This window comes from Rhodococcus erythropolis R138, assembly GCF_000696675.2.
Taxonomy (GTDB): domain Bacteria; phylum Actinomycetota; class Actinomycetes; order Mycobacteriales; family Mycobacteriaceae; genus Rhodococcus_F; species Rhodococcus_F erythropolis.
Genome location: NZ_CP007255.1, coordinates 4922380 through 4947429, shown reverse-complemented (window position 1 = coordinate 4947429; position 25050 = coordinate 4922380). Strand labels below are relative to the sequence as shown.

General features: G+C 60.9%; 35 protein-coding genes. 25 read left to right on the top strand and 10 right to left on the bottom strand.

What is annotated here, in order from left to right:
* Positions 1–39 precede the first annotated feature (39 nt).
* The 5 genes from H351_RS22805 to H351_RS22785 all read right to left on the bottom strand — a co-directional run bounded on the left by H351_RS22805 (position 40) and on the right by H351_RS22785 (position 4874).
* Complete coding sequence (locus tag H351_RS22805) at positions 40–942, bottom strand: esterase/lipase family protein (RefSeq protein ID WP_029254907.1); 903 nt, start codon at positions 940–942, stop codon at positions 40–42.
* Between the two features lie 87 nt (positions 943–1029).
* The gene (locus H351_RS22800) at positions 1030–2067 is read right to left on the bottom strand and encodes an alpha/beta hydrolase (protein ID WP_020906886.1); all 1038 of its coding nucleotides are present in this window, start codon (positions 2065–2067) and stop codon (positions 1030–1032) included.
* Between the two features lie 118 nt (positions 2068–2185).
* Positions 2186–3046 (bottom strand): ABC transporter permease, encoded by an 861-nt coding sequence (locus H351_RS22795; RefSeq protein ID WP_029254908.1) that lies wholly within the window; start codon positions 3044–3046, stop codon positions 2186–2188.
* On the bottom strand, positions 3043–3906 hold the full coding sequence (locus tag H351_RS22790) for an ABC transporter permease (protein ID WP_029254909.1): 864 nt from the start codon (positions 3904–3906) through the stop codon (positions 3043–3045). Before H351_RS22790 ends, H351_RS22795 begins: the two co-directional genes overlap by 4 nt.
* Positions 3903–4874 (bottom strand): ATP-binding cassette domain-containing protein, encoded by a 972-nt coding sequence (locus H351_RS22785; RefSeq protein WP_029254910.1) that lies wholly within the window; start codon positions 4872–4874, stop codon positions 3903–3905. Before H351_RS22785 ends, H351_RS22790 begins: the two co-directional genes overlap by 4 nt.
* 404 nt (positions 4875–5278) lie before the next feature.
* Between H351_RS22785 and H351_RS22780 the strand changes: the two genes are divergently transcribed.
* Positions 5279–6136, top strand: coding sequence for a glycosyltransferase family 2 protein (locus tag H351_RS22780; protein WP_020906890.1), 858 nt, complete (start codon positions 5279–5281; stop codon positions 6134–6136).
* A gap of 121 nt (positions 6137–6257) precedes the next feature.
* Here H351_RS22780 and H351_RS22775 read toward each other — a convergent pair whose 3' ends face one another.
* From H351_RS22775 to H351_RS22755, 5 genes are all read right to left on the bottom strand, one after another.
* Positions 6258–7235 carry a diiron oxygenase gene (locus H351_RS22775; RefSeq protein WP_029254911.1) on the bottom strand — a complete coding sequence of 326 codons (978 nt, stop codon included), beginning with the start codon at positions 7233–7235 and terminating at the stop codon, positions 6258–6260.
* A 6-nt stretch (positions 7236–7241) separates the two neighbouring features.
* Positions 7242–8120 carry a prephenate dehydrogenase dimerization domain-containing protein gene (locus H351_RS22770; RefSeq protein WP_029254912.1) on the bottom strand — a complete coding sequence of 293 codons (879 nt, stop codon included), beginning with the start codon at positions 8118–8120 and terminating at the stop codon, positions 7242–7244.
* A gap of 8 nt (positions 8121–8128) precedes the next feature.
* Complete coding sequence (gene pabB, locus H351_RS22765) at positions 8129–10213, bottom strand: aminodeoxychorismate synthase component I (RefSeq protein WP_019747550.1); 2085 nt, start codon at positions 10211–10213, stop codon at positions 8129–8131.
* Positions 10210–10734: a chorismate mutase family protein gene (locus H351_RS22760; RefSeq protein ID WP_019747551.1), complete on the bottom strand. Its 525-nt coding sequence runs from the start codon at positions 10732–10734 to the stop codon at positions 10210–10212. The genes pabB and H351_RS22760 overlap by 4 nt, the downstream gene beginning before the upstream one ends.
* 85 nt (positions 10735–10819) lie before the next feature.
* On the bottom strand, positions 10820–11296 hold the full coding sequence (locus tag H351_RS22755; protein ID WP_003940943.1) for a hotdog fold domain-containing protein: 477 nt from the start codon (positions 11294–11296) through the stop codon (positions 10820–10822).
* A gap of 575 nt (positions 11297–11871) precedes the next feature.
* Between H351_RS22755 and rpsJ the strand changes: the two genes are divergently transcribed.
* The 24 genes from rpsJ (at position 11872) to map (ending at position 24984) form a co-directional block, all read left to right on the top strand.
* Complete coding sequence (gene rpsJ, locus H351_RS22750; protein ID WP_003938093.1) at positions 11872–12177, top strand: 30S ribosomal protein S10; 306 nt, start codon at positions 11872–11874, stop codon at positions 12175–12177.
* A 17-nt stretch (positions 12178–12194) separates the two neighbouring features.
* Entirely contained in the window at positions 12195–12851 is a 657-nt protein-coding gene (gene rplC, locus H351_RS22745) for a 50S ribosomal protein L3 (protein ID WP_003940826.1), read from the top strand.
* Positions 12848–13522: a 50S ribosomal protein L4 gene (rplD, locus tag H351_RS22740; protein ID WP_003940723.1), complete on the top strand. Its 675-nt coding sequence runs from the start codon at positions 12848–12850 to the stop codon at positions 13520–13522. The genes rplC and rplD overlap by 4 nt, the downstream gene beginning before the upstream one ends.
* On the top strand, positions 13519–13824 hold the full coding sequence (rplW, locus tag H351_RS22735; protein WP_003940990.1) for a 50S ribosomal protein L23: 306 nt from the start codon (positions 13519–13521) through the stop codon (positions 13822–13824). The genes rplD and rplW overlap by 4 nt, the downstream gene beginning before the upstream one ends.
* 39 nt (positions 13825–13863) lie before the next feature.
* Positions 13864–14700, top strand: a complete 837-nt coding sequence (rplB, locus tag H351_RS22730; RefSeq protein ID WP_003940895.1) for a 50S ribosomal protein L2 — start codon at positions 13864–13866, stop codon at positions 14698–14700.
* A gap of 13 nt (positions 14701–14713) precedes the next feature.
* On the top strand, positions 14714–14995 hold the full coding sequence (gene rpsS / locus H351_RS22725) for a 30S ribosomal protein S19 (RefSeq protein ID WP_003940820.1): 282 nt from the start codon (positions 14714–14716) through the stop codon (positions 14993–14995).
* Positions 14992–15396 carry a 50S ribosomal protein L22 gene (gene rplV / locus H351_RS22720; protein ID WP_003940717.1) on the top strand — a complete coding sequence of 135 codons (405 nt, stop codon included), beginning with the start codon at positions 14992–14994 and terminating at the stop codon, positions 15394–15396. The genes rpsS and rplV overlap by 4 nt, the downstream gene beginning before the upstream one ends.
* Positions 15396–16202 carry a 30S ribosomal protein S3 gene (gene rpsC / locus H351_RS22715; protein WP_003941003.1) on the top strand — a complete coding sequence of 269 codons (807 nt, stop codon included), beginning with the start codon at positions 15396–15398 and terminating at the stop codon, positions 16200–16202. The genes rplV and rpsC overlap by 1 nt, the downstream gene beginning before the upstream one ends.
* 3 nt (positions 16203–16205) lie before the next feature.
* Positions 16206–16622, top strand: a complete 417-nt coding sequence (gene rplP / locus H351_RS22710) for a 50S ribosomal protein L16 (protein WP_003940899.1) — start codon at positions 16206–16208, stop codon at positions 16620–16622.
* A complete protein-coding gene (gene rpmC / locus H351_RS22705; RefSeq protein ID WP_003940734.1) occupies positions 16622–16858 on the top strand; it encodes a 50S ribosomal protein L29 in 237 nt (78 codons plus the stop codon). Before rplP ends, rpmC begins: the two co-directional genes overlap by 1 nt.
* Positions 16855–17136, top strand: coding sequence for a 30S ribosomal protein S17 (gene rpsQ, locus H351_RS22700; protein ID WP_003941020.1), 282 nt, complete (start codon positions 16855–16857; stop codon positions 17134–17136). Before rpmC ends, rpsQ begins: the two co-directional genes overlap by 4 nt.
* A gap of 346 nt (positions 17137–17482) precedes the next feature.
* Complete coding sequence (rplN, locus tag H351_RS22695) at positions 17483–17851, top strand: 50S ribosomal protein L14 (protein ID WP_003940951.1); 369 nt, start codon at positions 17483–17485, stop codon at positions 17849–17851.
* On the top strand, positions 17851–18168 hold the full coding sequence (rplX, locus tag H351_RS22690) for a 50S ribosomal protein L24 (RefSeq protein ID WP_003941019.1): 318 nt from the start codon (positions 17851–17853) through the stop codon (positions 18166–18168). Before rplN ends, rplX begins: the two co-directional genes overlap by 1 nt.
* Before the next feature lies 1 nt (position 18169).
* Positions 18170–18736 carry a 50S ribosomal protein L5 gene (gene rplE / locus H351_RS22685; RefSeq protein ID WP_003940924.1) on the top strand — a complete coding sequence of 189 codons (567 nt, stop codon included), beginning with the start codon at positions 18170–18172 and terminating at the stop codon, positions 18734–18736.
* A gap of 4 nt (positions 18737–18740) precedes the next feature.
* A complete protein-coding gene (locus H351_RS22680) occupies positions 18741–18926 on the top strand; it encodes a type Z 30S ribosomal protein S14 (protein WP_003940698.1) in 186 nt (61 codons plus the stop codon).
* Between the two features lie 452 nt (positions 18927–19378).
* Positions 19379–19777: a 30S ribosomal protein S8 gene (rpsH, locus tag H351_RS22670; RefSeq protein ID WP_003940873.1), complete on the top strand. Its 399-nt coding sequence runs from the start codon at positions 19379–19381 to the stop codon at positions 19775–19777.
* A 14-nt stretch (positions 19778–19791) separates the two neighbouring features.
* On the top strand, positions 19792–20331 hold the full coding sequence (gene rplF, locus H351_RS22665) for a 50S ribosomal protein L6 (RefSeq protein ID WP_029254913.1): 540 nt from the start codon (positions 19792–19794) through the stop codon (positions 20329–20331).
* Position 20332: 1 nt separating this feature from the next.
* Positions 20333–20740 carry a 50S ribosomal protein L18 gene (gene rplR / locus H351_RS22660; protein ID WP_003940996.1) on the top strand — a complete coding sequence of 136 codons (408 nt, stop codon included), beginning with the start codon at positions 20333–20335 and terminating at the stop codon, positions 20738–20740.
* Between the two features lie 31 nt (positions 20741–20771).
* Positions 20772–21443 (top strand): 30S ribosomal protein S5, encoded by a 672-nt coding sequence (gene rpsE / locus H351_RS22655; RefSeq protein ID WP_003940718.1) that lies wholly within the window; start codon positions 20772–20774, stop codon positions 21441–21443.
* Positions 21443–21622, top strand: a complete 180-nt coding sequence (gene rpmD / locus H351_RS22650) for a 50S ribosomal protein L30 (protein WP_003940751.1) — start codon at positions 21443–21445, stop codon at positions 21620–21622. Before rpsE ends, rpmD begins: the two co-directional genes overlap by 1 nt.
* Before the next feature lie 2 nt (positions 21623–21624).
* Positions 21625–22068 (top strand): 50S ribosomal protein L15, encoded by a 444-nt coding sequence (rplO, locus tag H351_RS22645; protein WP_019747555.1) that lies wholly within the window; start codon positions 21625–21627, stop codon positions 22066–22068.
* A gap of 257 nt (positions 22069–22325) precedes the next feature.
* Positions 22326–23645 (top strand): preprotein translocase subunit SecY, encoded by a 1320-nt coding sequence (secY, locus tag H351_RS22640; RefSeq protein WP_020906895.1) that lies wholly within the window; start codon positions 22326–22328, stop codon positions 23643–23645.
* Positions 23642–24187: an adenylate kinase gene (locus H351_RS22635; RefSeq protein ID WP_029254914.1), complete on the top strand. Its 546-nt coding sequence runs from the start codon at positions 23642–23644 to the stop codon at positions 24185–24187. Before secY ends, H351_RS22635 begins: the two co-directional genes overlap by 4 nt.
* Entirely contained in the window at positions 24187–24984 is a 798-nt protein-coding gene (map, locus tag H351_RS22630) for a type I methionyl aminopeptidase (protein ID WP_003940806.1), read from the top strand. Before H351_RS22635 ends, map begins: the two co-directional genes overlap by 1 nt.
* Positions 24985–25050: the final 66 nt, after the last annotated feature.

The window sequence follows — 25050 nt, the reverse complement described above, 5'->3', positions numbered from 1 at the left end:
TTTCAACTTCTGCGGCGACCGTCGCGACGTCTGAGTCAGCTATGCGCAGGGGATCGGCGTGAATTCCGGATCGAGCGCGGATTTTACGAGGTCCAACGAATGCGCATCACGGACCAGACCCGCATGCGAGGCAGTGTTGCCTGGGCAGCCATCCTGGACCCAGATGTTGTTGACAACAGAATTGGGGCCTGCGGTAAGGAACGAAGCTTCCGGAGGGGTTGAAATCTGGTCGTGAGCGGTCGCGATCACGGTATACGTAACTCCCGGTTGGGTTTCCGAGCCCGCATTGAGCTCAGCCAACAGTGGTGTCCCTTGAAGTTGTTGAACACCGGCTGGTCCCCAGATCGCCTGAACCAAGAGGTCTCCGGGAAGTCCCATATCTGACAGTTGTTTAGCGTTCGCTTGCAAGCCGCCGAAGGTCGTGCCGTGGTTGGTAGCGCCGAGGGTGACCAGAGAATGGACGGCGTTTTTCGACGGATCTTCCGGAGTCGAACCACCGTCGAACTTCAGGTACTGGCGAGCGACGACTCCCCCTTGGGAGTGGCCTACGAGATCCACCTGGCTTGCACCCGTAGAACGGCGAACTGAATCAACGAAGGTTGCAAGCTCTTTCGCTGAAGTCGCAATGTCCCTGATACCCCATTGGAGAGCATTGGGATTGAAGATTTCCCGTGCGCCTCCATAATTGAGTGCAAATACGCAATAGCCGAGATCAGCAAGTTGCGGGGAAAGTTCAGCCCATGTATCAACCATGTTCGCGGTTGTTCCGTGGATGAGAACTACCGGACGAGGATGCTCGGCGCTCGGAATGCAATTCCAGTTGTTCGAACCGGCCGGCGATGGACCCATAGTGGCGAAACCGGGGCTGGGCTCATGATCATCCGCTAGGGCGCTGACGGAGGTGCCTGACAGCAGGAAGCAAGTTCCGAGTACGACCAGCATGATCCGAATGAACCGCACCGCTACATTCCTCCCATGATGCTAAACGGTGCCTCGCGCTGGAGTTGAAGCCAGCACGAGGCACTTGAATCAGACGCCCAGAGACTGTGCGATGAATGGCCAGGACTTGTGTAGATCGTCCTGCCAGTAGCCCCATGAATGGGTACCTGTTGGACGGAAATCCACTACTGCCGGAATATTCAGTTCGAAGAGCCGCTTCGCCATGTTGGAGGTACACAGATTGGTTGCAAGCTCGATCGGGCTGCCGACAACGATCTGGTCGAACATCGCAGCGCGACCGTCCTGGATGCGCGGATTTGCAGGGGTGTCATTGGGGAAACCGGGGAGCCCGCTGCCGGTGCTCATGTAAATCTGTGTGCCACGCAGCTTCTCAGCGTTCACAAGCGGGTCGTGCTCCCGCCAACCGGGGCCGTCGAACGGACCCCACATGTTCTGTACGTCGTCAACGCCGCCGATCCACTCCGTGGTGGTCTTGACGAACTGCTGGCCAAGCGGATCGCTGGTCTGGGCACATCCGCTGAATGCGGCAACGGAGTTGTAAAAGCCTGGGTACTCGATCGCCAGGTTGAGCACAGAAGTGCCCGACATCGAGATTGCGGCAATGGACTGTTCGCCATTGCTGCCAAGTTGCTTGTTCAGCAACGGAGGGAGCTCCTTACCCAGAAAAGTGCTCCACATGTTCTTACCAAGTTTCGGGTCTTCCTTCTCCCAGTCGGTGTAGTACGACAGGCGGCCACCAACTGGCGTCGCGACGTTGACGTTCTTGTCCTGGAAGAAGTCGACGACGTCGGTCTGGTACTCCCAAGTAGCCGAATCTTGTCCACCACCGGCGCCGTTGAGCAGGTACAGGATGGGACGGGGTGCGGAGTCATCGGCAGGAGTGATGACCTGAATTGGAACAACGCGGTCCATCGACGCCGCGTATACATTCACGATCTTTTGGCGATCGTTCACTTGCTCGACTGAGACGACGTAAGAACCACTCGTGACGGACTCCACCGAATCTCCGCCGCCCTGGTGAGCGACAGGTGACGCAGTTGCGATACCGGCCGGAACCAGAGCGCACACCATCGTCACCGCGGCGACACCGGTAGCGCGCCTCCACATGGACTGCCTTGTACGCGTCAAGTTAGATACCTCTCGTTGCGTGGCACGGGTACATCGATGCTCATCCCTGGTGCCACTTGTTTCTCGAATTGTGAAGTCGGTTTGCGGTCTGTATTCGTTACGACATCGCCGCGGCGCGTCGGTATCCCCGAATCGCTGGGTAGACGAAGACGAGAATCATGCCGAAGGACCAGAGCAGCGTCTTGACGAGGGGTTCCGCCACAGGACCCCCTAGCGACAGCCCTCTCATCGTGTCGATCGCGACGGACATCGGTTGCTCTGCCACCACCGGTTGAAGCCACTTCGGGTAGGCCATCACAGGGACGAAGCCGGAATTGAAGAACATCAACAGTGTGCACGAGATGGATACGATTTCGACGAGCGGCAAGTTGTCGGAAACCGTGGCCAGGGCCGTCACCATCATGGCAAAACCGACGCCGAAAATGACGGGCAACGCCAAGATCGCAAAGGCCGCGAGCGGGCCCTGATTGAATCGGAACCCCAACAGGTAGCCGACGCCGAGAATCACGATTGACGTGAGGAGAACTCGGACTGCTTCTGCGATCATGCGTCCGACGAGGCCAGAGGCGCGGTGCGCAGGCAACGTCCAGAATCGACTCAGTAGTCCGGACGCGCGTTCACCTTTGAGACCGACCGCACTTGCAATCGACCCGAACATTGCGCCGACGAGGATGATCAGTGGAACGGTCCCGAAAATACTCGACTGGCCGGTTGCTGCCGTAATCGAATTGCCCAATACGACCCGGAACATCAGCAGCATGAATGCTGGGTAAATGAGGGCCTGAATAGCGGTCGATGGATCGCGCAGCCAGGTGAGCAACAGGCGTTTGGCCTGAATTCCACTGTGAACGACCAGCGCCTTGAACGAGTTCTCGGGGAGCGCATTGTCTGGGTAAGGGAAGTTGAACCCCTCGACCGGGCGGACTACAGCCATGAATCGATCTGTCGGCTCGCTCATGACCGCCTCATACTTGCCCAGAACGCGAGTGGCGCGAACACGACGATCAATCCGATAGTCCAGGCAACGACGGGAAAGAGGACGCTCCAGGTGACCCCGCCTTGCGCAAGATCACGCATGGCGAATGAAAACTGCGATACCGGTTGATTGCGTACAAACGGCCGAATCCATTCGGGAAAGCCAGTCTCGGGCGCAAAACCGCAGGACAACATCCCCAGAATCAACTGTGGCAATGTCAGCGCTTGACTGGTGGCCTGCGGGCTCTTCGACAGTGAGCCGATCGCATCACCGGCGAAGGACAAGCAGGTGCTGAACGCCAAGGCGACCGCGCAAAACAGGATGGCCTGTCCGATTCCTGCTGAGAATCGAAAACCGATCAAGTGGCCGAACGCCAATGCGGCAGCAAGCGAGACTGTTGATCTGACGAACCCACTGGATTGACGGGACAGCAGCGGAATCGGGCCGACGACGGGCATGGTTTTCATCCGGTTGCTGAATCCGGTGATTGATTCGGTTGACGACATCTGAGCAGCCGAGATCGATGTGAATGCCATGGCTTGCAGCACGATGATCGGCATCAAGAACTGCGCGTAGTTGATCCCTTGAAGTTGCATGACGAACTTCAGAGGAAGGTAGAACCCGATCGTGAAAATCAGCGGTGCGATGACTGCAACGAGCAGTTCATAGCGCTTCACCATCGATTTGACGGTGCGTGCCGTCAACACCCACCACTGATTGATCGCTGACGGACGTGGTCGGCGGTGCTTGCCAACGCTCAAGGCGTCAGGGACTGCAATCTTGCTGCGCGTGTCTCCACGGACAGCCACCTGATCGACCCCGAATTTGGTTGTTGTCGTCACTTTGTCCCACTTACATGCTGCTCGCCAGTGAGTGCGAGGAAGACATCATCGAGTGACGGGCGGCGAAGTGCGATGTCGGCAAGCGGTATCCGAGCATGATCGAGACGGCGCAGTGCTTCAGAGAGCGTTCCGGCGCCGACGGGCGCGGGGATAGCGATTCGGCCGCTCTCTTGTGCCAGGTCGAAGCGGAAGTCTCGGGGCACCAGATTTCCTAGAGCGTGGACCGCGTGGGCCAACTGCTTGAGGTCTGAAGGCACGATCTCGCAAAAGCTCGCGCCAGTCCGAGCCTTCAGTTGATCAGCAGTCCCCTCAGCGATAACCGCGCCTTTGTCGATGACGATGATGTTGTCGCTCAGGAGATCCGCTTCCTCGAGATACTGGGTGGTCAGGAGCACCGTGATGCCCTGCTCCTTCAAAGATTGAACCAGTGACCAGACACTCTGACGGCTTCGCGGATCGAGGCCGGTCGTCGGTTCATCGAGGAAAACCACCTCGGGGCGAACGACGAGCCCACAGGCGATGTCGATCCGTCGACGCATACCTCCCGAATAGTTCCGGACAACGCGAGATCCTGCCTCGACGAGGTCGAACTGCGAGAGTAAATCGGCGGCGCGTACCTTGGCCGACATCCTGTCGAGTCCCATCAAGCGGCCGAACAGTTCGATGTTCTCGCGGCCGGTGAGAGAATCGTCCAGGGCGGCGAACTGCCCGGTCATCATGATGGAGCGTCGAACCTCTGGAGCGTTGCGCACGACGTCATAGCCGGCCACCATCGCGCGTCCACTGGTGGGACGAATGAGCGTGGAGAGGACCTTCACCGTCGTTGTCTTGCCTGCGCCGTTGGGACCTAAGATGCCGAGCACTGTCCCACGTGGGGCGGTGAAGTTGATCCCTCGCAGCGCGTGCACGTTCTTGAAGGACTTGTGTACGTCCTCCACTAGTACCGCTGCGTCCGTGGAAAAGGGCATCAACACTCCGCTGTCTGCATTGTCGGAACGGGCACGCGCTCCCGACGGGCGCACAGATGCCTTCTGTCTTCTATCCGTGATCTCCGCTCAGATGTTACCGGAGGGTCAAACCGACACTCGGGCAATCGGACGCGTGAGAGGGGGTATTTGGCTCCTGCCAGCAACTCTCACCTTCGATTTCACCTTGTGGCAAGAATCACAAATATTCTTTGTAACGTAAAGATCTCCTCTAATTGAACGAATGACCAAATGGATTTTCAACGCATCTGCGCAGGTGGGTATTCGGTTGCGCGGACCGGAGGTCTTTGATTTGACCGGTGACGAAAGTCCCCCGATTCCTTCCGGTTGGTCCTCTGGGCCCGCTGCTCAATGTCTTGTGGGGAGATTCGCGATACCGTTGGGAAATGGCGAACGCGACGTTGTCGGTGGTTGTTCCGGCTTTTAATGAATCTGAATACATCGAAACGTGCATCGAAGCGCTCATTGCTCAAGGTGAATATGTCGACGAAATCATCGTCGTTGACAATAATTCCTCGGACAACACTTCCGAGTTGATCAAGAAGTATCAAAGTAGTTGTCCCAAGGTTCGGCTTCTCAAAGAATCCCGACCCGGGGTGGTGCATGCGAGAAACAAAGGGTTTGACGCGGCTAGTGGAGAAATTATCGGACGTATCGACGCGGATACGATCGTGGGGGAAAACTGGGCCGTTGCGGTTCACGAATTCTTCGAGCGTCGCGACGATTTCTCGGGCGTAACTGGCCTGACTTACCTTTATGAATCTCCGATCGCCGGCCTTCAGCGCCGATGGACGAATTGGCGACTCGGTCGCGGGGCCCAGGGGGCGGTTCGGCCCGTTGTTGCAGTTCCAGGCAGTAACATGGCGATGCGTCGGTCGGCTTGGTTGGCCGTTAGGGATGCGGTCAGCGATCGAACCGACATTCACGAGGATATCGATCTATCCCTCTGCATGGCGCATGTTCGTTGCGCAGTGGGGCAGATCTCGAGCATGGCCGCAAAGGTTTCGGGTAGGCGTGGAGTTAGTTCGCCGCGCGTGTATGCACGATATAATCGAGCATCGAAGAAAACCCTCGAGCATCATGGTGTATCGAATTGGAAGTTAACATTCTTGATCGCAGCGGACAGTATTCTGCATGCAATCTTGTGGCCTCTTTATCGAATGTATGACAAGAATTCCGGACAACTCTCTTCTCGGGTCTTGGGTCGGAGGCAGCGGGCGCGGGATCTTCCCGTCTTTTCTTGATAAATCCGTCCGGTATTTATTCGAGAATGCTCGTGTTTAGCTGAATAATCGGGAGTGCCCGATAATTGCGGACAATTACTGGTTCGGGTTCGTTGCGAACTATTTCTTTTATTGCACGGGATTAACTGGCAGAATATTTTTCTGCTGCGATTGTTACTTCCGGTGCAACTTGTAGCTTTTGGAGCAGGGACGTTATTCCACTGTAGTCCTGCACGAACAGTTCGTTGCGCGGTTCCAATGCGACATCATCGAGCATCTTCCGTCCTCCAGGTATGGCTTCAATTTCCATGATTGCTCGCCACGCGCCGAAGTCGGTCCCGCTGAACGCACGCATCGCGTCCTCGAAACCTTCCAATAAATAGCTGCGATCTCCACGATCCAGGGAATCCCAGACCAACACGGCTAGTTCCCCGGCAATCGAGGCATGGCAGTACTCGTCGCGAGCGTGCAACCGAATCGTCGCGCGGTTGATCGACTGCACGCCCGGGTCATCCGAGATCAGGTCGAGGTATGCGGTGATCGACACCTCGGCGACGGTCATGAACGCCAACTGTGTCAGGGCGATCTTGCGAGACCCCTCGGCTGCGTCGAGGGCTTGCGCCCGCGTGTGGACCGTCAGGACGTCTGGCAGTGCCTTGGCCGGAAGCGCCCAGCCCCTGCCTCGACGGGTCGCTGAACTGGCATTGAAGTGCATGAGCGTGTGATATTGCTCGTCGACCATCGCCTGATTGACGGCCACTGCAGCCCAATCTCCGAGTCCGACGCCGAGTCGGTCTTCGGCGAGAACGTCGAAGCCGGGATTGACGACGTACTTCTCGATGTCCATGACGTTCTTGTTGAACGCGATCCATGCCCAGGCTTGCAGGCGTTGCTTCTGCTCGGGACTCAATGCCAGGTAGGTCGGATGCTCCGCGAACGGGAGAAGTGCTTCGGGGTAGTCGGACAACGACGAATCGAAGAGATCGTCCAGTTCCGGCTCCGCCTTCTTCACGGTTGCCCGGCGCGCCCAATTGCTCGCAAGCCGACTGACGATTGCACTCTCGACCGGATCCGAGGCGTCGTACTCCGGGAGGCTGGGCGGACTCACTCCAGGTCTCATCGTTCCCTACTCTCTGTGCCCTTCGGCAATGCGATCGAACAAGCTCTGGCACTCCGCGTTCAATTCGCCGGAGTGATCGTCGAGCGCTGCCTCGGCGGTTTTCATCAGCGTCGTGAAGTCGCCGAGCGTCTCGGCCGCCGTGTCCACCTGTGAGGTGGCATCAAACAGTGCTTTTCGTGTCGCACCTGCATGCGGATTGCCCGCTTGTACGTCCCAGTACACCTCCGGTTCGCCGCCGGCTATCCGCGCCAGGAGCGCGAGCAAGGTCCGATGCGGGGGAGGGGCGACCGCGAGGAGTTCGTCCGCAGAAACTCCGAGTTCGGCCAGGGCAACGCCGAAAGCCAGCACCGACGCGTGTGTCAGAACCTGGGTAGCCGCGGCCAACCGGTCGTGACGATCGGCGTCCATCACCGCGACCGACGCTCCCCACGAGCGCACGACGTCGAGGAATCTGGCGGACTGCGGACCGTCGACGTACGGCACTGCGATGACGGCCCGACCGCGCGGTCCGAGCGACGGACGGAACATGGGGTTGAGTCCGAGGAACTCCCCTTCTCGGCCGGCGTCGGCGATTGCTGCGTCCATCCGCGATTTGACCGACAGTGTGTCCACAACGAGAGCACCGGATGTTCGAAGGCTCGGTAGTGCGGCTAGAGCGACCTGCTCGGGAACGGCGAGCACGATGACGCTCGAGGACTCCACGTGTGCGAGGACCCGGTCACTGGGTTTCGTGATGTCTCCGACGACTACATCTCCGTCAGGATCGCTGCCTGCTGGGTCGACGACGGTGACCGTCGACCCCCCGCCGCGAAGCAATTCGACGAACATGGATCCGACGGCACCCAGCCCGCCGACAACCGTCGCTGTGCCTGATGCCGCCGTCATGGCTGGATCTACCCGCCGTACTCGAGGACCCGCGAGGACACCGCATCGAGTGCACGGAGCAGAGTGGACGCCTTGACCGTGGTCTCGTCGAATTCTTCTTCCGGGTCGGACAACGCTGTAATGGCACCACCGATTCCGAAGGTCACGCCGCTCTCGGTGCAGACCAGCGACCGGATCACGATCGAGAGGTCTGCGGCGCCACCGAGGGCGAAGTACCCGATCGATCCCGAGTAGACCCCACGTGGGCCGGATTCGAGGCGGTCGATGATCTCCATCGTCCGTACCTTCGGGGCGCCGGTCATCGATCCGCCGGGGAACGCGGCGCGGACACAGTCCACCGCCGACGACCCCGGGCTCAGATGTCCACGCACCGTCGACACCATTTGGTGAACGGACGAGTACGACTCGATCGCGAACAGCCTCGGAACGTGGACACTTCCCGGAACGCAGACCTTGGTGAGGTCGTTGCGAGTGAGGTCCACGATCATCAGGTTCTCGGCGCGGTCCTTCTCGCTGTCGAGCAGGTCCTGCCGTAGCGCAGCATCACGCGCTCGGGTGACGCCGCGCGGACGGGTCCCTTTGATCGGCTTGGACTCGACGTTGCCGTCCGAGTCGACACGAAGGAACCGCTCAGGCGAGGCCGAGACCACCGAGATGCCGGTGAAGTCGAGAAGTGCGCTGTACGGCGTCGGATTGATCGAGCGCAGATACTCGAACGCCTGCTGTGCATCGATCGTCTCGTCGACGCTCGCCATGTTGGTCAGACATACCTCGTAGGACTCACCTGCCCGGATCTCCGAGAGGGCCGTTCCGATCAACGACAGGTACTGATCGCGATCATGCCGAAGGCGAGCCTGCGTCCAGACGGTGTCGCTGATCAGCGGAACCGGGGTGCGTTCCGGAAGGTCCGCGCCGATCCGCGCCAAGGTGTCGACGGTCGATTCGAGCCAATCGTCATAGCCGGCGTCCCGGACTTTCTCGCGCAACCTCAAAACGTGAGTGCGGCCGACGGTGTGATCGATGACGACGGCGCGATCGGCAAACACCAGAGCGGCATCAGGAGTGGGTGCCGGATGGACTGCCCTTCCTCCGGTCTGTGCTTTCAGTTCGTAGCCGAGGTAGCCCACGTAGCCGAGGTTGAAGTCGAGTTCCGGATGCGAGGGCACGAAGCGCGTCGCGAGTTGTGCGTCCAAGTAATCGAAGAACGGAACTCGAATGTGCTCGTCGGACAAGCCTTTTCGGCTGACAGTCAGTACCTCGGCTTGCACGTCGTACGTGATGAACTCGGCCAGCGGCCCCGACGAATCGCCGAGAATCGAAAAGCGCGCACTCGGCTCTGCGGTTGCCGCGCGGTCCAGCCAGAACGCGTTCGGGCCGTCGGCGAACAGTGCTGCATAGGCCGCAGACGGGTCCACTGCAAAATCGAGAGTCACGTCGTCGACGTCGTAGTTGATCGCCGGCCGCAGGTCGGGTGTTTGCGAAGTCGGTTCGGGTCGGATCACCGAATCCAGAGTGCGTCCGACGGACAGATCGCGGAAGTTCGCGAGCAAATCTATGCCGAACTCGGTACTGATGGACTCCGGATGGAACTGAACGCCCCACATCGGCTTGGTCCGGTGCCGGACACCCATGAGCAGTCCGTCGGACGTCCACGCGGTACGAACGAAGGCGTTCGGCAGATTCTCGACGGTCAACGAGTGGTAGCGAACAGCTCGGAACGGCGACGGAAGTCCGGCAAAGATGCCCGAGCCGTCGTGATCGATCAGCGAAATTCGGCCGTGCATCGGTACGGGCGCAACCACCACGTCCGCGCCGAACAACTCGCACAGGCCCTGGTGGCCGAGACAGACACCGAGAAGTGGGAGAGGCGCTTCTTCGATGAAACGGCGGCTGATTCCGAAATCACGGTCGCGATCCGGCCGGCCGGGACCTGGGGAGATGACCACGTTGTCGTATGACGCGAGATCGATGGAATCCCAATCCGCGTCGTTGCGGACCACGGTCGGCACAACCCCGTTGACCTCGGTCAACAGGGTGAACAGGTTGTAGGTGAACGAGTCGTAATTGTCCACCAGAAGGGTGCGGGAACTCATGTCGATGATCCTGATCTCGGTCCGACGGATTCCCGAACAGTGTCCTCCTCCTCAACAGGTGCGTTGATCACCAGGTCTTCGAGTCGACAGGTCTCGGCAATCATCAGCTCGTACAGGGCGTTGAAGAAGTCGGGGGAGAGGTCGTGTCTACGGGCGAATTCACGCGCCCGCTCCTGCACGAGGCGGACGCGGCCGGGTTGCATCATCGGAACCTCGCGGGAGCGCTTCCACTCGCCGATGCGTAGGCAGAGTTCCAGCCGCTGCCGCACCGTCTCGAGAAGTAGAGCGTCGATGGCGTCGAGGTCGCGCCGGAAGCTGTCCAATCCCTCGGCCTCGTCCGGATACGACGAGGTCTGCGTGCCTGCTTCGGAACTCGTTGTGGTCAAGAACTCTTCCACGAGGCCTCCCGGTGCTCGGCGTGACGCGAGGTCGACAATGTGGTGCCCGGAACGCAACCCACCTCCGGACACCGGCACCCCGACCGACCATCGCCGTTCGGGGAGGTGTTCCACGATCGTCATTCGCCGAAACCTGCGGTGGTGCCTAATTCTGCGAAACCTGTTTGGCGGGCGAATCAGGTTGCGATGCAGGCGGGTTCGTGAGTGCCTACTTGGGGGAGACCCAGGTGGTGATTTCGGCGTGGACTACTTCCTTGCCGCCCCGGTCGAAGATCGAGATGGGAACGAGAAGTTCCGTGCCACTCTCGATCGCCGCGAAGTCCGGCAAAGTCTCGAGTCGGGCGACCGCCCGCAGGCCGGTCTCGGCCTTGGCGAGGTAGTCGACCTTCATGGACTTGGGGATCCAGCGGTGCGAGTTCGGAACCGTCGCTTCGCTCAGCATGCCCATTGCGACCTCCGCGAGATTGCATGCTGCGATCGCGTGAAAAGTGCCGAGATGGTTGTGGACGCCCCACCATTTGGGGGAGCGGACCTCGCACAGTCCCGGTTCCAACTTGGTCACCCGGGGGAGAACGGAGGCGAAGTAGGGCACGCGAATGGACATCGCCGCCGAGAAAACTGCATGTCCGAGGGCGTTGTCCGGCAATTTCTGCCATCCGCGATAGGTGGGGCTGGAAGTAGTCATCCGCCTATCTTACTTCTGAGTAAGGTTGTTGTCGCGCAGCTCACTCGGAAAGGCTGGTTCGGGGGAGTTGAGGAATCGGGCCAGGTACGGCATACTGGTCGGGTTGCCTTGTCCGGGACGCGGTCGTTTGCGGCCGTGATCGGGTAAGGGTAAGACGTCACAGACGATCGATCGCAGATCCCGTCAGGGTAATCGGGTCAACGACTGTGACCATGCAAGACATGCAAGACGAGAAGTAATGCAGGACGGAAGCAGTACCTACTTTGTGTTCGACATCGAACACGTCCGGTACGCATCACGCGCCAGATGATCGAAAGATTGTCCGGCGCAGGATGAGTGAGAAGGCGACACGCCCGACCGCGTGTACCGGAGAACAATGACAAACGAACAGCGGCAGCAGATCCTGATCTGATCCGATGCTCGGTTTACCGCTAACACGGTCTTCCGAACTTTCGGACTTGGTCCCGATCGCTTCAGTGTTCGTCGTGTCATCGTCCAGGCAAGGACTGTGCAGACGAGGTAGCTCGAGCCTGACCAGGCGGGCTACGAAACGCGGCAAGAAAAGGACACTAAGCGTGGCGGGACAAAAGATCCGCATCAGGCTCAAGGCCTACGACCACGAGGCGATCGACGCGTCAGCGCGCAAGATCGTCGAGACGGTAACCCGTACGGGTGCCCGCGTCGTTGGACCTGTGCCGTTGCCGACCGAGAAGAACGTATATTGCGTCATCCGCTCGCCGCACAAGTACAAGGACTCGCGCGAGCACTTCGAGATGCGTACTCACAAGCGGCTGATCGACATTCTCGACCCGACGCCGAAGACGGTTGACGCGCTCATGCGCATCGACCTTCCGGCCAGTGTCGACGTGAACATTCAGTGACGGCGGAGACAAAAACAATGACTGATACCAAGATCAAGGGAATCCTGGGCACCAAGCTCGGCATGACCCAGGTCTTCGACGAGAACAACCGGGTTGTCCCGGTCACCGTCGTGAAGGCTGGGCCGAACGTCGTAACCCAGATCCGTACCGAAGAGCGTGACGGCTACAGCGCCGTTCAGCTCGCGTTCGGCGCCATCGACCCGCGCAAGGTGAACAAGCCGACTTCCGGCCAGTTCACCAAGGCTGGTGTGACCCCGCGTCGCCACGTAGTGGAGCTCCGCGTTGCGGACACCTCCGACTACGAGGTCGGCCAGGAGCTCACCGCCGAGGTCTTCGAGGACGGCGCATACGTCGACGTCACCGGAACCAGCAAGGGCAAGGGCTTCGCCGGAACCATGAAGCGTCACGGCTTCAAGGGACAGGGCGCGTCGCACGGTACCCAGGCTGTTCACCGCCGCCCGGGCTCCATCGGTGGCTGTGCAACTCCCGGCCGCGTGTTCAAGGGCATGCGCATGTCCGGACGCATGGGTAGCGACCGCATCACGACGCAGAACCTCTCGGTCCACAAGGTGGATGCCGAGAACGGCCTGCTGCTGATCAAGGGTGCGATCCCCGGCCGCAAGGGCGGCCTCGTGATCGTCAAGAGTGCAGTGAAGGGTGGTGCACGGGCATGACCAGCACCGAGACCAAGTTGACCCTGGACGTCAAGGTCGCCGGCGGCAAGACCAACGGCACCGTCGATCTCCCCGCTGAGATCTTCGACGCTCCGGCCAACATCGCGCTTCTCCATCAGGTTGTCGTCGCGCAGCTCGCAGCTGCTCGTCAGGGAACCCACTCCACCAAGACCCGCGGCGACGTCCGCGGCGGTGGCAAGAAGCCGTACCGCCAGAAGGGCACCGGCCGCGCACGCCAGGGCTCGACTCGCGCACCGCAGTTCGTCGGCGGCGGAACCGTTCACGGCCCGCAGCCGCGTGACTACAGCCAGCGCACCCCCAAGAAGATGAAGGCAGCCGCTCTTCGCGGAGCCCTCTCTGACCGCGCACGCAACGAGCGCATCCACGTCATCACCGAACTGGTTGCAGGGCAGACGCCTTCGACCAAGGGCGCAATCGCGTTCCTCGGCGAGATTTCGGATCGCAAGAAGCTGCTGCTCGTCGTGGGTCGCCAGGATGTAGCCGCTTGGAAGAGCGTGCAGAACCTGGAAGGTGTGCATCCCATTGCTCCCGACCAGCTCAACACCTACGACGTGCTCAATGCAGACGATGTCGTGTTCAGCGTCGAGGCACTCAACGCGTTCATCCACGGGCCCGCAGAGAGCGCTCAGAACAAGGAGGACGCCAAGTGAGCACCATCGCTGACCCCCGCGACATCCTGCTCGCTCCGGTCATCTCCGAGAAGTCCTACGGACTGATCGAGGAAGGCACCTACACCTTCCTGGTGCACCCGGACTCGAACAAGACGCAGATCAAGATTGCCGTCGAGAAGGTCTTCGGCGTCAAGGTGACCAGCGTCAACACCGCCAACCGTCAGGGCAAGCGTAAGCGGACCCGATTCGGTTACGGCAAGCGCAAGGACACCAAGCGCGCGCTCGTGACCCTGTCCGCTGACAGCAAGCCCATCGAGATCTTCGGAGGACCGGTCGCGTAAGCGCCGGGACTTGACGAGACATAGAGGACGAGAAGACTCATGGCAATCCGTAAGTACAAGCCGACAACACCGGGCCGTCGTGGCTCGAGCGTCTCGGACTTCGCCGAGATCACTCGGTCAACCCCCGAGAAGTCGCTGGTTCGCCCGCTGCACGGTCGCGGTGGACGTAACGCACACGGTCGTATCACCACCCGTCACAAGGGTGGCGGACACAAGCGTGCATACCGACTGATCGATTTCCGTCGCAACGACAAGGACGGCATCCCGGCAAAGGTCGCTCACATCGAGTACGACCCCAACCGCACAGCAAACATCGCACTCCTGCATTACGCAGACGGTGAGAAGCGCTACATCATCGCCCCCAAGGGCCTGGTGCAGGGTTCACCGGTCGAGTCCGGTGCAGGCGCCGACATCAAGCCGGGCAACAACCTGCCGCTGCGCAACATCCCGACTGGTACCACCATCCACGGTGTGGAACTGCGTCCCGGCGGCGGAGCCAAGATGGCTCGTTCCGCAGGCGCCAGCATCCAGCTCCTCGGTAAGGAAGGCAGCTACGCCACGCTGCGTATGCCTTCCGGTGAAATCCGTCGCGTCGACGTGCGCTGCCGCGCGTCCGTCGGCGAGGTCGGCAACGCCGAGCAGTCGAACATCAACTGGGGCAAGGCCGGCCGTATGCGTTGGAAGGGCAAGCGCCCGACCGTTCGTGGTGTCGTGATGAACCCGGTCGACCACCCGCACGGTGGCGGCGAGGGCAAGACCTCAGGTGGACGCCACCCGGTCAGCCCGTGGGGTAAGCCTGAAGGCCGTACCCGCAAGAACAAGGCAAGCGACAAGATGATCGTCCGTCGCCGCCGCACCGGCAAGAACAAGCGCTAGGAGGGAGTGAAGGATGCCACGCAGCCTTAAGAAGGGCCCGTTCGTCGATGACCACCTCCTCGCGAAGGTGGATGTACAGAACGAAAAGGGAACCAAGCAGGTCATCAAGACCTGGTCCCGTCGTTCGACAATCATCCCGGACTTCATCGGCCACACGTTTGCAGTTCACGACGGCCGCAAGCACGTCCCCGTGTTCGTTTCCGACTCCATGGTCGGACACAAGCTCGGAGAGTTTGCACCGACCCGCACGTTCAAGGGTCACATCAAGGATGATCGGAAGGCGAAGAGGCGATGAGCAACACCGAAACCGCCAACCCGACTGCCAAGGCTGTAGCGAAGCACGTTCGCGTTACGCCGATGAAGGCACGTCGAGTTGTGGACCTGGTCCGCGGGCGCTCGGTTGAAGACGCCCTGAACATCCTGAAGTTCGCGCCGCAGGCAGCGAGCGAGCCGGTCGCCAAGGTGATCGCCTCCGCAGCAGCCAACGCCGAGAACAACCTCGACCTCGACCCCAGCACGCTTGTCGTTGCTACGGCGTTCGTGGACGAGGGCGCGACCCTCAAGCGGTTCCAGCCGCGTGCACAGGGACGTGCGTTCCGTATTCGCAAGCGCACCAGTCACATCACCGTGATCGTGGAGAGCCTGCCGAAGACCGGAACATCGACCCGTAATCGCCGGAAGGGAAGTGCTCAGTAGTGGGCCAGAAAATCAACCCGCACGGCTTCCGTCTCGGCATCACCACCGACTGGAAGTCTCGCTGGTACGCAGACAAGCAGTACGCGGAGTACGTCAAGGAAGACGTCGCGATCCGTAAGCTCCTCGCCACTGGCATGGAGCGCGCAGGAATCGCGAAGGTCGAAATCGAGCGCACCCGTGACCGTGTTCGCGTGGACATCCACACTGCACGTCCGGGCATCGTCATCGGCCGCCGCGGCGCCGAAGCCGATCGCATCCGCTCCGAGCTCGAGAAGCTGACCGGCAAGCAGGTTCAGCTGAACATCCTCGAGGTCAAGAACGCAGAAGCTGAAGCACAGCTCGTCGCACAGGGTGTGGCCGAGCAGCTCTCGAACCGCGTTGCCTTCCGTCGTGCAATGCGCAAGGCCATCCAGTCGGCCATGCGTCAGCCCAACGTCAAGGGAATCCGCGTTCAGTGCTCCGGTCGTCTCGGCGGCGCCGAGATGTCCCGGTCGGAGTTCTACCGCGAAGGCCGTGTGCCGCTGCACACGCTTCGTGCGGACATCGACTACGGCCTCTACGAGGCCAAGACCACCTTCGGTCGCATCGGCGTCAAGGTCTGGATCTACAAGGGCGACATCGTCGGTGGCAAGCGTGAGCTCGCCGCCAACACGGCCGCACCGGCCGGGGATCGCCCGCGTCGTGAGCGTCCGAGCCGTCCGCGTCGTTCCGGTGCCACCGGTACCACTGCGACCAGCACCGAGGCCGGCCGCGCAGCGACCGCAACCGCCGATGCTCCCGCAACTGAACAGAATCAGGAGGGCTGACGCATGTTGATCCCACGGCGGGTCAAGCACCGCAAGCAGCACCACCCGAGCCGTTCGGGTGCCGCCAAGGGCGGTACCCAGGTGACCTTCGGTGACTACGGCATCCAGGCTCTCGAGCCTGCCTACATCACCAACCGGCAGATCGAGTCCGCTCGTATCGCCATGACTCGGCACATCAAGCGTGGCGGCAAGATCTGGATCAACATCTTCCCGGATCGCCCCCTCACGAAGAAGCCGGCCGAAACCCGAATGGGTTCCGGTAAGGGTTCGCCCGAGTGGTGGATTGCCAACGTCAAGCCCGGACGCGTTCTGTTCGAGATGACATACCCCAACGAGGAGATTGCTCGTGAGGCCCTGCGCCGCGCGATGCACAAGCTCCCGTGCAAGTGCCGGATCGTGACCAGAGAGGAGCAGTTCTGATGGCTACTGGAACCCCAGCAGCAGAGCTCCGCGAGCTCAGTGAAGACGAGCTGGTCACCCGGCTCCGTGAGTCGAAGGAAGAGCTTTTCAACCTTCGTTTCCAGATGGCTACCGGCCAGATGGACAACAACCGACGACTGCGCACCGTTCGTCACGAGATCGCGCGCATCTACACCGTCCTGCGTGAGCGTGAGCTCGGACTCGCTGTGGGTCCGGATGCAGGTGACGCGGCATGAGTGAGGAAAAAGCAGTGAGCACAGAAGAGCGCGCGAGCCGTAAGGTCCGTGTCGGATACGTCGTGTCCGACAAGATGGAAAAGACGATCGTGGTCGAGCTCGAAGACCGCGTCAAGCACAAGCTCTACGGCAAGATCATCCGCCGTACGACCAAGGTGAAGGCGCACGACGAGAACGGCGTTGCCGGCGTCGGCGACCGCGTTCAGCTGATGGAAACCCGTCCGCTGTCCGCGACGAAGCACTGGCGTCTGGTCGAGGTCCTCGAAAAGGCCAAGTAAGCCTGATCGAATCCTCGAGCTGATCGAGTATCACCGAATGGCCCGCTTCCCCTTGGGGGAGTGGGCCATTCGGCTTTCCGGGGGCTTTCGGGGCTTTCCGGGCGAAGGGTTCGAGTTGCGTCGAGTACGGCTGATTTGGTATTCGGTGAACCCTTCCCTACAATAGAACGGTTGCCTGTGGCAGAGGTGTGTCTTCACGTGCGCAGCTCGAACGGTGCTTGCAGTGATCGTCTCCCGACGTCAGTCGGTGGGACTGCAGCTCAGACACGACGCAGGTGGCAACAATGACCGCGCGCACCGGGTCGGTAATCCGTTGCGCACGAAATTCCAGGTCTAGGGAGATCAAGTGATTCAGCAGGAGTCGCGAGTTCGCGTCGCTGATAACACGGGTGCCAAGGAAATCCTTTGCATCCGCGTTCTCGGCGGTTCGTCACGTCGCTACGCCGGGATCGGTGACGTCATCGTCGCCACCGTCAAGGACGCAATCCCCGGTGGAAACATCAAGAAGGGTGAGGTCGTCAAGGCCGTCATCGTTCGCACGACCAAGGAGCGCCGTCGTCCGGACGGTTCCTACATCAAGTTCGACGAGAACGCTGCAGTGCTCATCAAGGCTGACAGTGATCCCCGTGGAACCCGCATCTTCGGACCCGTCGGCCGTGAGCTGCGCGAGAAGAAGTTCATGAAGATCGTTTCGCTTGCCCCGGAGGTGCTGTGATGAAGGTGCACAAGGGTGACACCGTTCTGGTCATCGCCGGCAAGGACAAGGGCGCGAAGGGCAAGGTCATTCAGGCCTACCCCGCGACCGACAAGGTCCTCGTCGAAGGCGTGAACCGAATCAAGAAGCACACCGCGGTTTCCGCGAACGAGCGCGGAGCATCCTCCGGCGGCATCGTCACGCAGGAAGCCCCGATCCACGTTTCCAACGTTGCAGTCGTCGACTCGGACGGAAACCCCACCCGCGTGGGCTACCGCACCGACGAAGAGTCCGGCAAGCGCGTTCGGATTTCCCGGAAGAACGGGAAGGACATCTGACATGACCTCCACCGAAAACAAGGTCCAGCCGCGCCTCAAGGCACGCTACCGCGCTGAGATCAAGGACGCGCTCAACAGCGAGTTCGACTACTCGAACGTCATGCAGATCCCCGGCGTCGTCAAGGTTGTCGTCAACATGGGCGTCGGCGACGCTGCCCGTGACGCCAAGCTGATCAACGGCGCTGTCCATGACCTGTCGCTGATCACAGGCCAGAAGCCCGAGATCCGCAAGGCACGTAAGTCCATCGCGCAGTTCAAGCTCCGCGAAGGTATGCCCATCGGCGCACGCGTCACCCTCCGTGGTGACCGCATGTGGGAGTTCCTGGACCGCCTCGTGTCTGTCGCTCTGCCCCGTATCCGCGACTTCCGCGGTCTCTCGGGCAACCAGTTCGACGGCAACGGCAACTACACGTTCGGCCTCAACGAGCAGTCGATGTTCCACGAGATCGACGTGGACAAGATCGATCGCCCCCGCGGTATGGACATCACCGTCGTGACCACCGCAACCAACAACGAAGAAGGCCGTGCACTGCTCAAGCACCTCGGCTTCCCGTTCAAGGAGAACTGAGCGCATGGCTAAGAAGGCATTGGTCAACAAGGCCAACAAGAAGCCCAAGTTCGCGGTTCGCGCCTACACCCGCTGCCAGCGGTGCGGTCGCCCGCACTCGGTGTTCCGCAAGTTCGGCTTGTGCCGTATCTGCGTTCGCGAGATGGCTCACGCCGGCGAGCTTCCCGGAGTTCGCAAGAGCTCTTGGTGATCTGAGGCCCTCGGGCTTCGTCACACCACGCATGTGAATGGACGTGGGTTCCTTTGGAACCCACGTCCATTCGTGGTTTCCATCGAGTTGTGTATCGCGCCGATCCTGAAAAGAACTGTCCCGCTGCGACTCTGGTTGAAAGCGATCATCGTTCGTCGATGTCGTTCTTCGGTGCCGAACGAGCAGTTCAGATTTCGGGGTGCGTCGATACCTTCCCGATCAGCGACCTTCGGGTGGCGGTGGGGGAGCCGACGTGGCATCCCGGTGGACACTTGCGCCAAAGTTCCCTACACTAGAGCGGTTGCCGTGGCTGACGCATGCGTTCAGCTCGGTGCGGTAACTTACGCCGTCTGACACAAGTCGGACGGCCCAGCCGAATTGCTGGAGGCCCACGATCGGATTCGTCCGGTGTTGCATGGGAACCACAGCGAGAAAGGTGTCGAGGTCGACCTATGACCATGACTGACCCCATCGCAGACTTCTTGACGCGTCTGCGCAACGCCAACACGGCGTACCACGATGAGGTGAAGCTTCCCCACTCGAAGATCAAGGCGAACATCGCCGAGATCCTCAAGCGCGAGGGCTACATCTCCGATTTCCGTACCGAAGACGCAGAGGTCGGCAAGACCCTCATCGTCGATCTGAAGTACGGTCCCAGCCGCGAGCGTAGCCTCGCCGGCGTGCGTCGCGTTTCCAAGCCCGGTCTCCGGGTTTACGCGAAGTCCACCAACCTGCCCAAGGTCCTCGGAGGCCTCGGCGTGGCCATCATCTCCACGTCGTCCGGTCTGCTCACCGATCGCCAGGCGGCCAATCAAGGAGTAGGCGGGGAAGTCCTCGCCTACGTCTGGTAAGGGAGGCCACCACAATGTCGCGTATTGGAAAGATTCCGGTCACCGTCCCCGCGGGCGTTGACGTCACGATCAGCGGCCAGGATGTCACCGTCAAGGGTCCCAAGGGCACCCTCGCGCTGACCATCTCCGAGCCCATCGCAATCGAAAAGGCAGAGGACGGCTCGCTGAGCGTCACGCGCCCCGACGACGAGCGTCGTAGCCGCGCGCTGCACGGTCTGTCGCGGACCCTGGTTGCGAACATCATCACCGGTGTCACCCAGGGTTACACGAAGAAGATGGAGATCCACGGTGTTGGTTACCGTGTGGCACTGAAGGGCAAGGACCTCGAGTTCGCGCTCGGCTTCAGCCACCCGGTGCCGATCGAGGCTCCTGAAGGCATCACCTTCGTCGTCGAGTCGCCCACCCGGTTCTCGGTGTCCGGCATCGACAAGCAGAAGGTCGGGCAGATCTCGGCCAACATCCGTCGTCTCCGTCGTCCGGACCCGTACAAGGGTAAGGGCGTGCGTTACGAGGGTGAGCAGATCCGCCGCAAGGTCGGAAAGACGGGTAAGTGATATGAGCCAGACTGCAAACCAGAAAGCCAAGCGGATTCCGCTGGGCAAGGATGCGTCCACCAAGCGTCGTCTCTCGAAGACGCGTCGTCACTTCCGTCTCCGCAAGAAGGTCTCCGGCACGCCCGAGCGTCCCCGCTTGGTCGTCAACCGGTCCTCGCGCCACATCCACGTCCAGCTCGTGGACGACCTGGCCGGCCACACCCTGGCCTCCGCGTCGACCATCGAAGCAGACGTGCGCGTGGCAGAAGGCGACAAGAAGGCTGCGAGCGCGAAGGTCGGTCAGCTGATCGCCGAGCGCGCCAAGGCTGCCGGCGTGGAAGCAGTTGTCTTCGACCACGGCGGACACGGCTACCACGGTCGCATCGCGGCCCTGGCAGACGCGGCTCGCGAAGGCGGGTTGAAGTTCTGATGACCAACATTTTCAACGGAAGGACAGCCTGATGCCGGGACGTCAAAGGCGTGACGGCGGAAGCGGACCCGCCGGACAGAATGGCCCCAACAGCGGTGACAACAGCAACGCTCGTGGGGACAACCGTGGTGGCGGCCGTGACCGTCGCGACGGTGGCCGTGGCGGAAACGCTGCGGAGAAGTCACAGTTCATCGAGCGCGTTGTCACGATCAACCGCGTTTCCAAGGTCGTCAAGGGTGGTCGTCGCTTCAGCTTCACCGCTCTGGTGATCGTCGGAGACGGCAACGGACTGGTCGGCGTCGGCTACGGAAAGGCCAAGGAAGTTCCCGCGGCCATCCAGAAGGGTGTCGAGGAGGCTCGCAAGAGCTTCTTCCGCGTCCCGATGATCGCCAACACCATCACTCACCCCGTTCAGGGTGAGGCTGCTGCCGGCATCGTCATGCTTCGCCCGGCAAGCCCCGGTACCGGTGTTATCGCCGGTGGCGCTGTGCGCGCCGTGCTGGAGTGCGCTGGTATCGCGGACATCCTGTCGAAGTCGCTCGGTAGCGACAACGCCATCAACGTCGTGCATGCGACCGTTGCTGCGCTCAAGGGTCTGCAGCGTCCCGAGGAAGTTGCGGCTCGCCGCGGCCTCACCCTCGAAGAGGTTGCACCCGCCGGCATGCTTCGCGCTCGCGCACAGGCTGCTGGGAGTGTGAAGTAATGGCAGATCTCAAGGTCACTCAGATCAAGAGCATCATCGGGACCAAGCAGAACCAGAAGGATTCTCTGCGCACGCTCGGTCTCAAGGGCATCCGTCAGACCGTTGTTCGTGAGGACAACGCACAGAACCGCGGTCTGATCAACGTGGTGCGCCACCTCGTAACAGTTGAGGAGGTCTAACCATGACCATCAAACTGCACCACCTGCGCCCCGCTCCGGGATCCAAGTCCAACAAGATTCGTGTTGGACGCGGTGAGGGCGGCAAGCGTGGTAAGACCGCAGGTCGCGGTACCAAGGGCACCAAGGCACGTAACACCGTGCGCGTGGGCTTCGAGGGCGGACAGATGCCGCTTCACATGCGTCTGCCCAAGCTCAAGGGCTTCACGAACCCGTTCCGCACCGAGTACCAGGTCGTCAATGTCGGCGACATCGCCCGTCTGTTCCCCGAAGGTGGAGCAATCACGGTCGAGGATCTCGTTGCCAAGGGCGCAGTCCGCAAGAACCAGCTCGTCAAGGTTCTGGGCGACGGCGAACTGACAGTTGCCGTTCAGGTGACCGTCGACAAGTTCACCGGTTCCGCCAAGGAAAAGATTGCTGCTGCCGGTGGTTCCGCCACCGAGCTGTGAGTAATCACGCGTAGCTAGTCCGATGGCCGCAGCGCAGCGTTTGCTGCGCTGCGGCCATCGGCGTCTACCAGGTCTTGTCACAGATTGGTCGTGCATGCCTCGGATGGGCCAGTATTCTGGTCACCGAGTGGCAAATGTATCTTCGGCTTACCCGGTTTTCGTGGTCTGCCCGCTTAGTTCCCAAATGCTCACTGTTAGAGTTCAAAAGTTCGACAGGTCAAACGATCTGTCTCCCTACCGTCGTGCCAGGAGGATCTTTGCTTTCCGCCTTCGTCTCGGCCCTCAGGACCCCAGACCTGAGGCGGAAGATCCTCTTCACCCTCGGCTTGGTGGCTCTGTATCGGGTCGGCGCTCTCATTCCGTCCCCAGGTGTCGACTACGGCCGCGTGCGTCAGTGCATCGATATCGCCAACTCCGGTGACTCAGCAGGTATCTACTCGCTGATCAACCTGTTCTCCGGTGGCGCTCTGCTGCAGATGTCGATCTTTGCGATCGGCATCATGCCGTACATCACGGCAAGCATCATCGTGCAGCTGCTGACCGTGGTGATCCCGAAGTTCGAGGAACTTCGAAAAGAAGGCCAGTCCGGTCAGGCCAAGATGACGCAGTACACGCGTTACCTGTCCATCGCTCTGGCAATCCTGCAGTCGACCGGCATCGTCGCTCTTGCGGCACGCGGACAGTTGCTCCAGGGCTGTGACGACATCATCGCCGACAAGTCGATCTTCGGTCTTGCCATCATCGTGCTGGTCATGACTGCCGGTGCTGCCATGGTCATGTGGTTCGGCGAGGTCATCACCGAACGTGGCGTGGGTAACGGTATGTCGCTCCTCATCTTCGCCGGTATCGCATCGCGTATCCCGAGCGAGGGCAAGTCGATTCTCGACAGCCGCGGTCCACTGGTCTTCGCCTTCGTCTGCCTCGCAGCGCTGTTGATCATCGCCGGTGTCGTCTTCGTCGAGCAGGGTCAGCGCCGGATCCCGGTTCAGTACGCAAAGCGGATGGTCGGACGCAAGATGTACGGCGGATCCTCGACGTACCTGCCTCTGAAGGTGAACCAGGCCGGCGTCATCCCGGTGATCTTCGCGTCTTCACTGCTGTACCTCCCGAACTTGATCGCACAGCTGACTTCGGCCAGTACAGCGGTCGACCCCAGTTGGTGGCAGCGCCTCATCAACACCTACCTGGTGAACCCGGCCAACCCGGTGTACATCGCGATCTACTTCGGCCTGATCGTCTTCTTCACGTACTTCTACGTCGCCATCACCTTCAATCCCGAAGAGCGCGCCGACGAGATGAAGAAGTTCGGCGGCTTCATCCCCGGTATCCGACCAGGTCAGCCGACCGCGGACTACCTCAACTACGTGCTGAGTCGCATCACCCTTCCGGGTGCGATTTACCTCGGCACCATTGCTGTTCTGCCCAACCTGTTCCTCGACATCGGGAATGGCGGCGGCGCGCAGAACCTGCCGTTCGGTGGCACCGCGGTGCTGATCATGGTCAGCGTCGGCCTGGACACCGTGAAGCAGATCGAGAGTCAGCTAATGCAGCGTAACTATGAAGGGTTCCTCAAGTGAGACTTGTCCTCCTTGGTCCTCCCGGTGCCGGCAAGGGCACCCAGGCCGCTATCTTGTCCGAGAAGTTCGGCGTTCCCCATATCTCCACGGGTGATCTCTTCCGCACGAACATCGGTCAGGCCACCGCTCTCGGTGTGGAAGCAAAGAAGTACATCGACGCCGGCGAACTCGTACCGAGTTCGATCACCAACGACATGGTGAAGGCTCGCGTAGCAGAACCGGACGCAGCAAACGGTTTCCTTCTCGACGGATTTCCGCGCTCGGTCGAACAGGCTCAGGCACTCGAGGGAATCTTGAAGGATCTCGACACCAAGCTCGACGGTGTCCTCTCTTTTGTCGTCGACGAGGACATCGTGGTCGAGCGCATGCTCGCCCGCGGTCGTGCAGACGACACCGAGGACGTCATTCGCAACCGACTCCGGGTCTACCGCGACGAGACGTCACCGCTGTTCGATTACTACAAGGACAGCATCGTCTCCGTCGACGCGATCGGCGAGGTCGAAGAGGTCAACGCACGCGCCCTGGCAGCGTTGGGTAAGTAATGGTCTTCGGGCGTAAACGCAAGGTTGTTCCGTTCCGCTCCGCGGGCGAACTCGACGCGATGGCTGCTGCCGGTGCGATCGTGGGTTCGGCCCTGGTGGCGGTGCGCGCTGCGGCAAAGCCCGGTGTCAGCACTTTGGAATTGAACGCGGTCGCAGAATCGGTCATTCGTGACGCCGGCGCCGTGCCCTCGTTCCTCGGGTACCACGGCTTCACCGGTTCGATCTGCTCTTCGGTCAACGATCGCGTCGTTCACGGGATCCCCTCAGCTCAGGACATCCTGGCTGAAGGCGACCTCGTTTCCATCGACTGTGGCGCGATCCTCGACGGTTGGCACGGTGACTCTGCCTGGACGTTCGGAGTCGGTGAGATCAGCGTCGCCGATCAGGAACTCAGCGAAGCTACTCGGCTTTCGATGGAAGCCGGGATCGCGGCGATGATCGCCGGTAACCGTCTGACGGATGTTTCGCACGCGATCGAGGTCGGTACTCATGCCGCCGAGAAGTTGCACGGTCGTTCCTACGGCATCGTCGACGGATACGGTGGACACGGAATCGGTCGGGAAATGCACATGGATCCGTTCCTCGCCAATGAAGGTGCCCCGGGTAAGGGTCCTGAACTGGTTGTCGGATCGTGCCTCGCGATCGAGCCGATGCTCACGCTCGGCACCACCGACACGGTGATTCTCGACGATGACTGGACCGTTGTGACGACCGACGGGTCCCGGGCGGCGCACTGGGAACACACTGTCGCTGTGACCGAGGACGGTCCGCGGATTCTGACACTCCGGCCGGAGTAGTTGACGCCGTCGCTGACAAGTGTTGGCAGCGAGCATGATTCACGTTCGAGAAGTCCCAGCCTCATG

What these genes read in the sequence shown, in the direction of transcription:
- rplP (WP_003940899.1), top strand. Translation starts at nt 16,206, where the DNA reads ATGTTGATCCCACGGCGGGTCAAGCACCGCAAGCAGCACCACCCGAGC.
- rplX (WP_003941019.1), top strand. Translation starts at nt 17,851, where the DNA reads ATGAAGGTGCACAAGGGTGACACCGTTCTGGTCATCGCCGGCAAGGAC.
- H351_RS22795 (WP_029254908.1), bottom strand. Translation starts at nt 3,046, where the DNA reads ATGAGCGAGCCGACAGATCGATTCATGGCTGTAGTCCGCCCGGTCGAG.
- rplC (WP_003940826.1), top strand. Translation starts at nt 12,195, where the DNA reads ATGACTGATACCAAGATCAAGGGAATCCTGGGCACCAAGCTCGGCATG.
- H351_RS22785 (WP_029254910.1), bottom strand. Translation starts at nt 4,874, where the DNA reads ATGCCCTTTTCCACGGACGCAGCGGTACTAGTGGAGGACGTACACAAG.
- H351_RS22800 (WP_020906886.1), bottom strand. Translation starts at nt 2,067, where the DNA reads ATGTGGAGGCGCGCTACCGGTGTCGCCGCGGTGACGATGGTGTGCGCT.
- rpsQ (WP_003941020.1), top strand. Translation starts at nt 16,855, where the DNA reads ATGAGTGAGGAAAAAGCAGTGAGCACAGAAGAGCGCGCGAGCCGTAAG.
- H351_RS22760 (WP_019747551.1), bottom strand. Translation starts at nt 10,734, where the DNA reads ATGACGATCGTGGAACACCTCCCCGAACGGCGATGGTCGGTCGGGGTG.
- rplB (WP_003940895.1), top strand. Translation starts at nt 13,864, where the DNA reads ATGGCAATCCGTAAGTACAAGCCGACAACACCGGGCCGTCGTGGCTCG.
- rplF (WP_029254913.1), top strand. Translation starts at nt 19,792, where the DNA reads ATGTCGCGTATTGGAAAGATTCCGGTCACCGTCCCCGCGGGCGTTGAC.
- rpsH (WP_003940873.1), top strand. Translation starts at nt 19,379, where the DNA reads ATGACCATGACTGACCCCATCGCAGACTTCTTGACGCGTCTGCGCAAC.
- rplD (WP_003940723.1), top strand. Translation starts at nt 12,848, where the DNA reads ATGACCAGCACCGAGACCAAGTTGACCCTGGACGTCAAGGTCGCCGGC.
- H351_RS22805 (WP_029254907.1), bottom strand. Translation starts at nt 942, where the DNA reads ATGCTGGTCGTACTCGGAACTTGCTTCCTGCTGTCAGGCACCTCCGTC.
- rplR (WP_003940996.1), top strand. Translation starts at nt 20,333, where the DNA reads ATGAGCCAGACTGCAAACCAGAAAGCCAAGCGGATTCCGCTGGGCAAG.
- map (WP_003940806.1), top strand. Translation starts at nt 24,187, where the DNA reads ATGGTCTTCGGGCGTAAACGCAAGGTTGTTCCGTTCCGCTCCGCGGGC.
- rpsE (WP_003940718.1), top strand. Translation starts at nt 20,772, where the DNA reads ATGCCGGGACGTCAAAGGCGTGACGGCGGAAGCGGACCCGCCGGACAG.
- H351_RS22770 (WP_029254912.1), bottom strand. Translation starts at nt 8,120, where the DNA reads ATGACGGCGGCATCAGGCACAGCGACGGTTGTCGGCGGGCTGGGTGCC.
- pabB (WP_019747550.1), bottom strand. Translation starts at nt 10,213, where the DNA reads ATGAGTTCCCGCACCCTTCTGGTGGACAATTACGACTCGTTCACCTAC.
- H351_RS22680 (WP_003940698.1), top strand. Translation starts at nt 18,741, where the DNA reads ATGGCTAAGAAGGCATTGGTCAACAAGGCCAACAAGAAGCCCAAGTTC.
- rplO (WP_019747555.1), top strand. Translation starts at nt 21,625, where the DNA reads ATGACCATCAAACTGCACCACCTGCGCCCCGCTCCGGGATCCAAGTCC.
- H351_RS22755 (WP_003940943.1), bottom strand. Translation starts at nt 11,296, where the DNA reads ATGACTACTTCCAGCCCCACCTATCGCGGATGGCAGAAATTGCCGGAC.
- rpsS (WP_003940820.1), top strand. Translation starts at nt 14,714, where the DNA reads ATGCCACGCAGCCTTAAGAAGGGCCCGTTCGTCGATGACCACCTCCTC.
- rplE (WP_003940924.1), top strand. Translation starts at nt 18,170, where the DNA reads ATGACCTCCACCGAAAACAAGGTCCAGCCGCGCCTCAAGGCACGCTAC.
- H351_RS22780 (WP_020906890.1), top strand. Translation starts at nt 5,279, where the DNA reads ATGGCGAACGCGACGTTGTCGGTGGTTGTTCCGGCTTTTAATGAATCT.
- H351_RS22775 (WP_029254911.1), bottom strand. Translation starts at nt 7,235, where the DNA reads ATGAGACCTGGAGTGAGTCCGCCCAGCCTCCCGGAGTACGACGCCTCG.
- rplV (WP_003940717.1), top strand. Translation starts at nt 14,992, where the DNA reads ATGAGCAACACCGAAACCGCCAACCCGACTGCCAAGGCTGTAGCGAAG.
- rpmD (WP_003940751.1), top strand. Translation starts at nt 21,443, where the DNA reads ATGGCAGATCTCAAGGTCACTCAGATCAAGAGCATCATCGGGACCAAG.
- rpmC (WP_003940734.1), top strand. Translation starts at nt 16,622, where the DNA reads ATGGCTACTGGAACCCCAGCAGCAGAGCTCCGCGAGCTCAGTGAAGAC.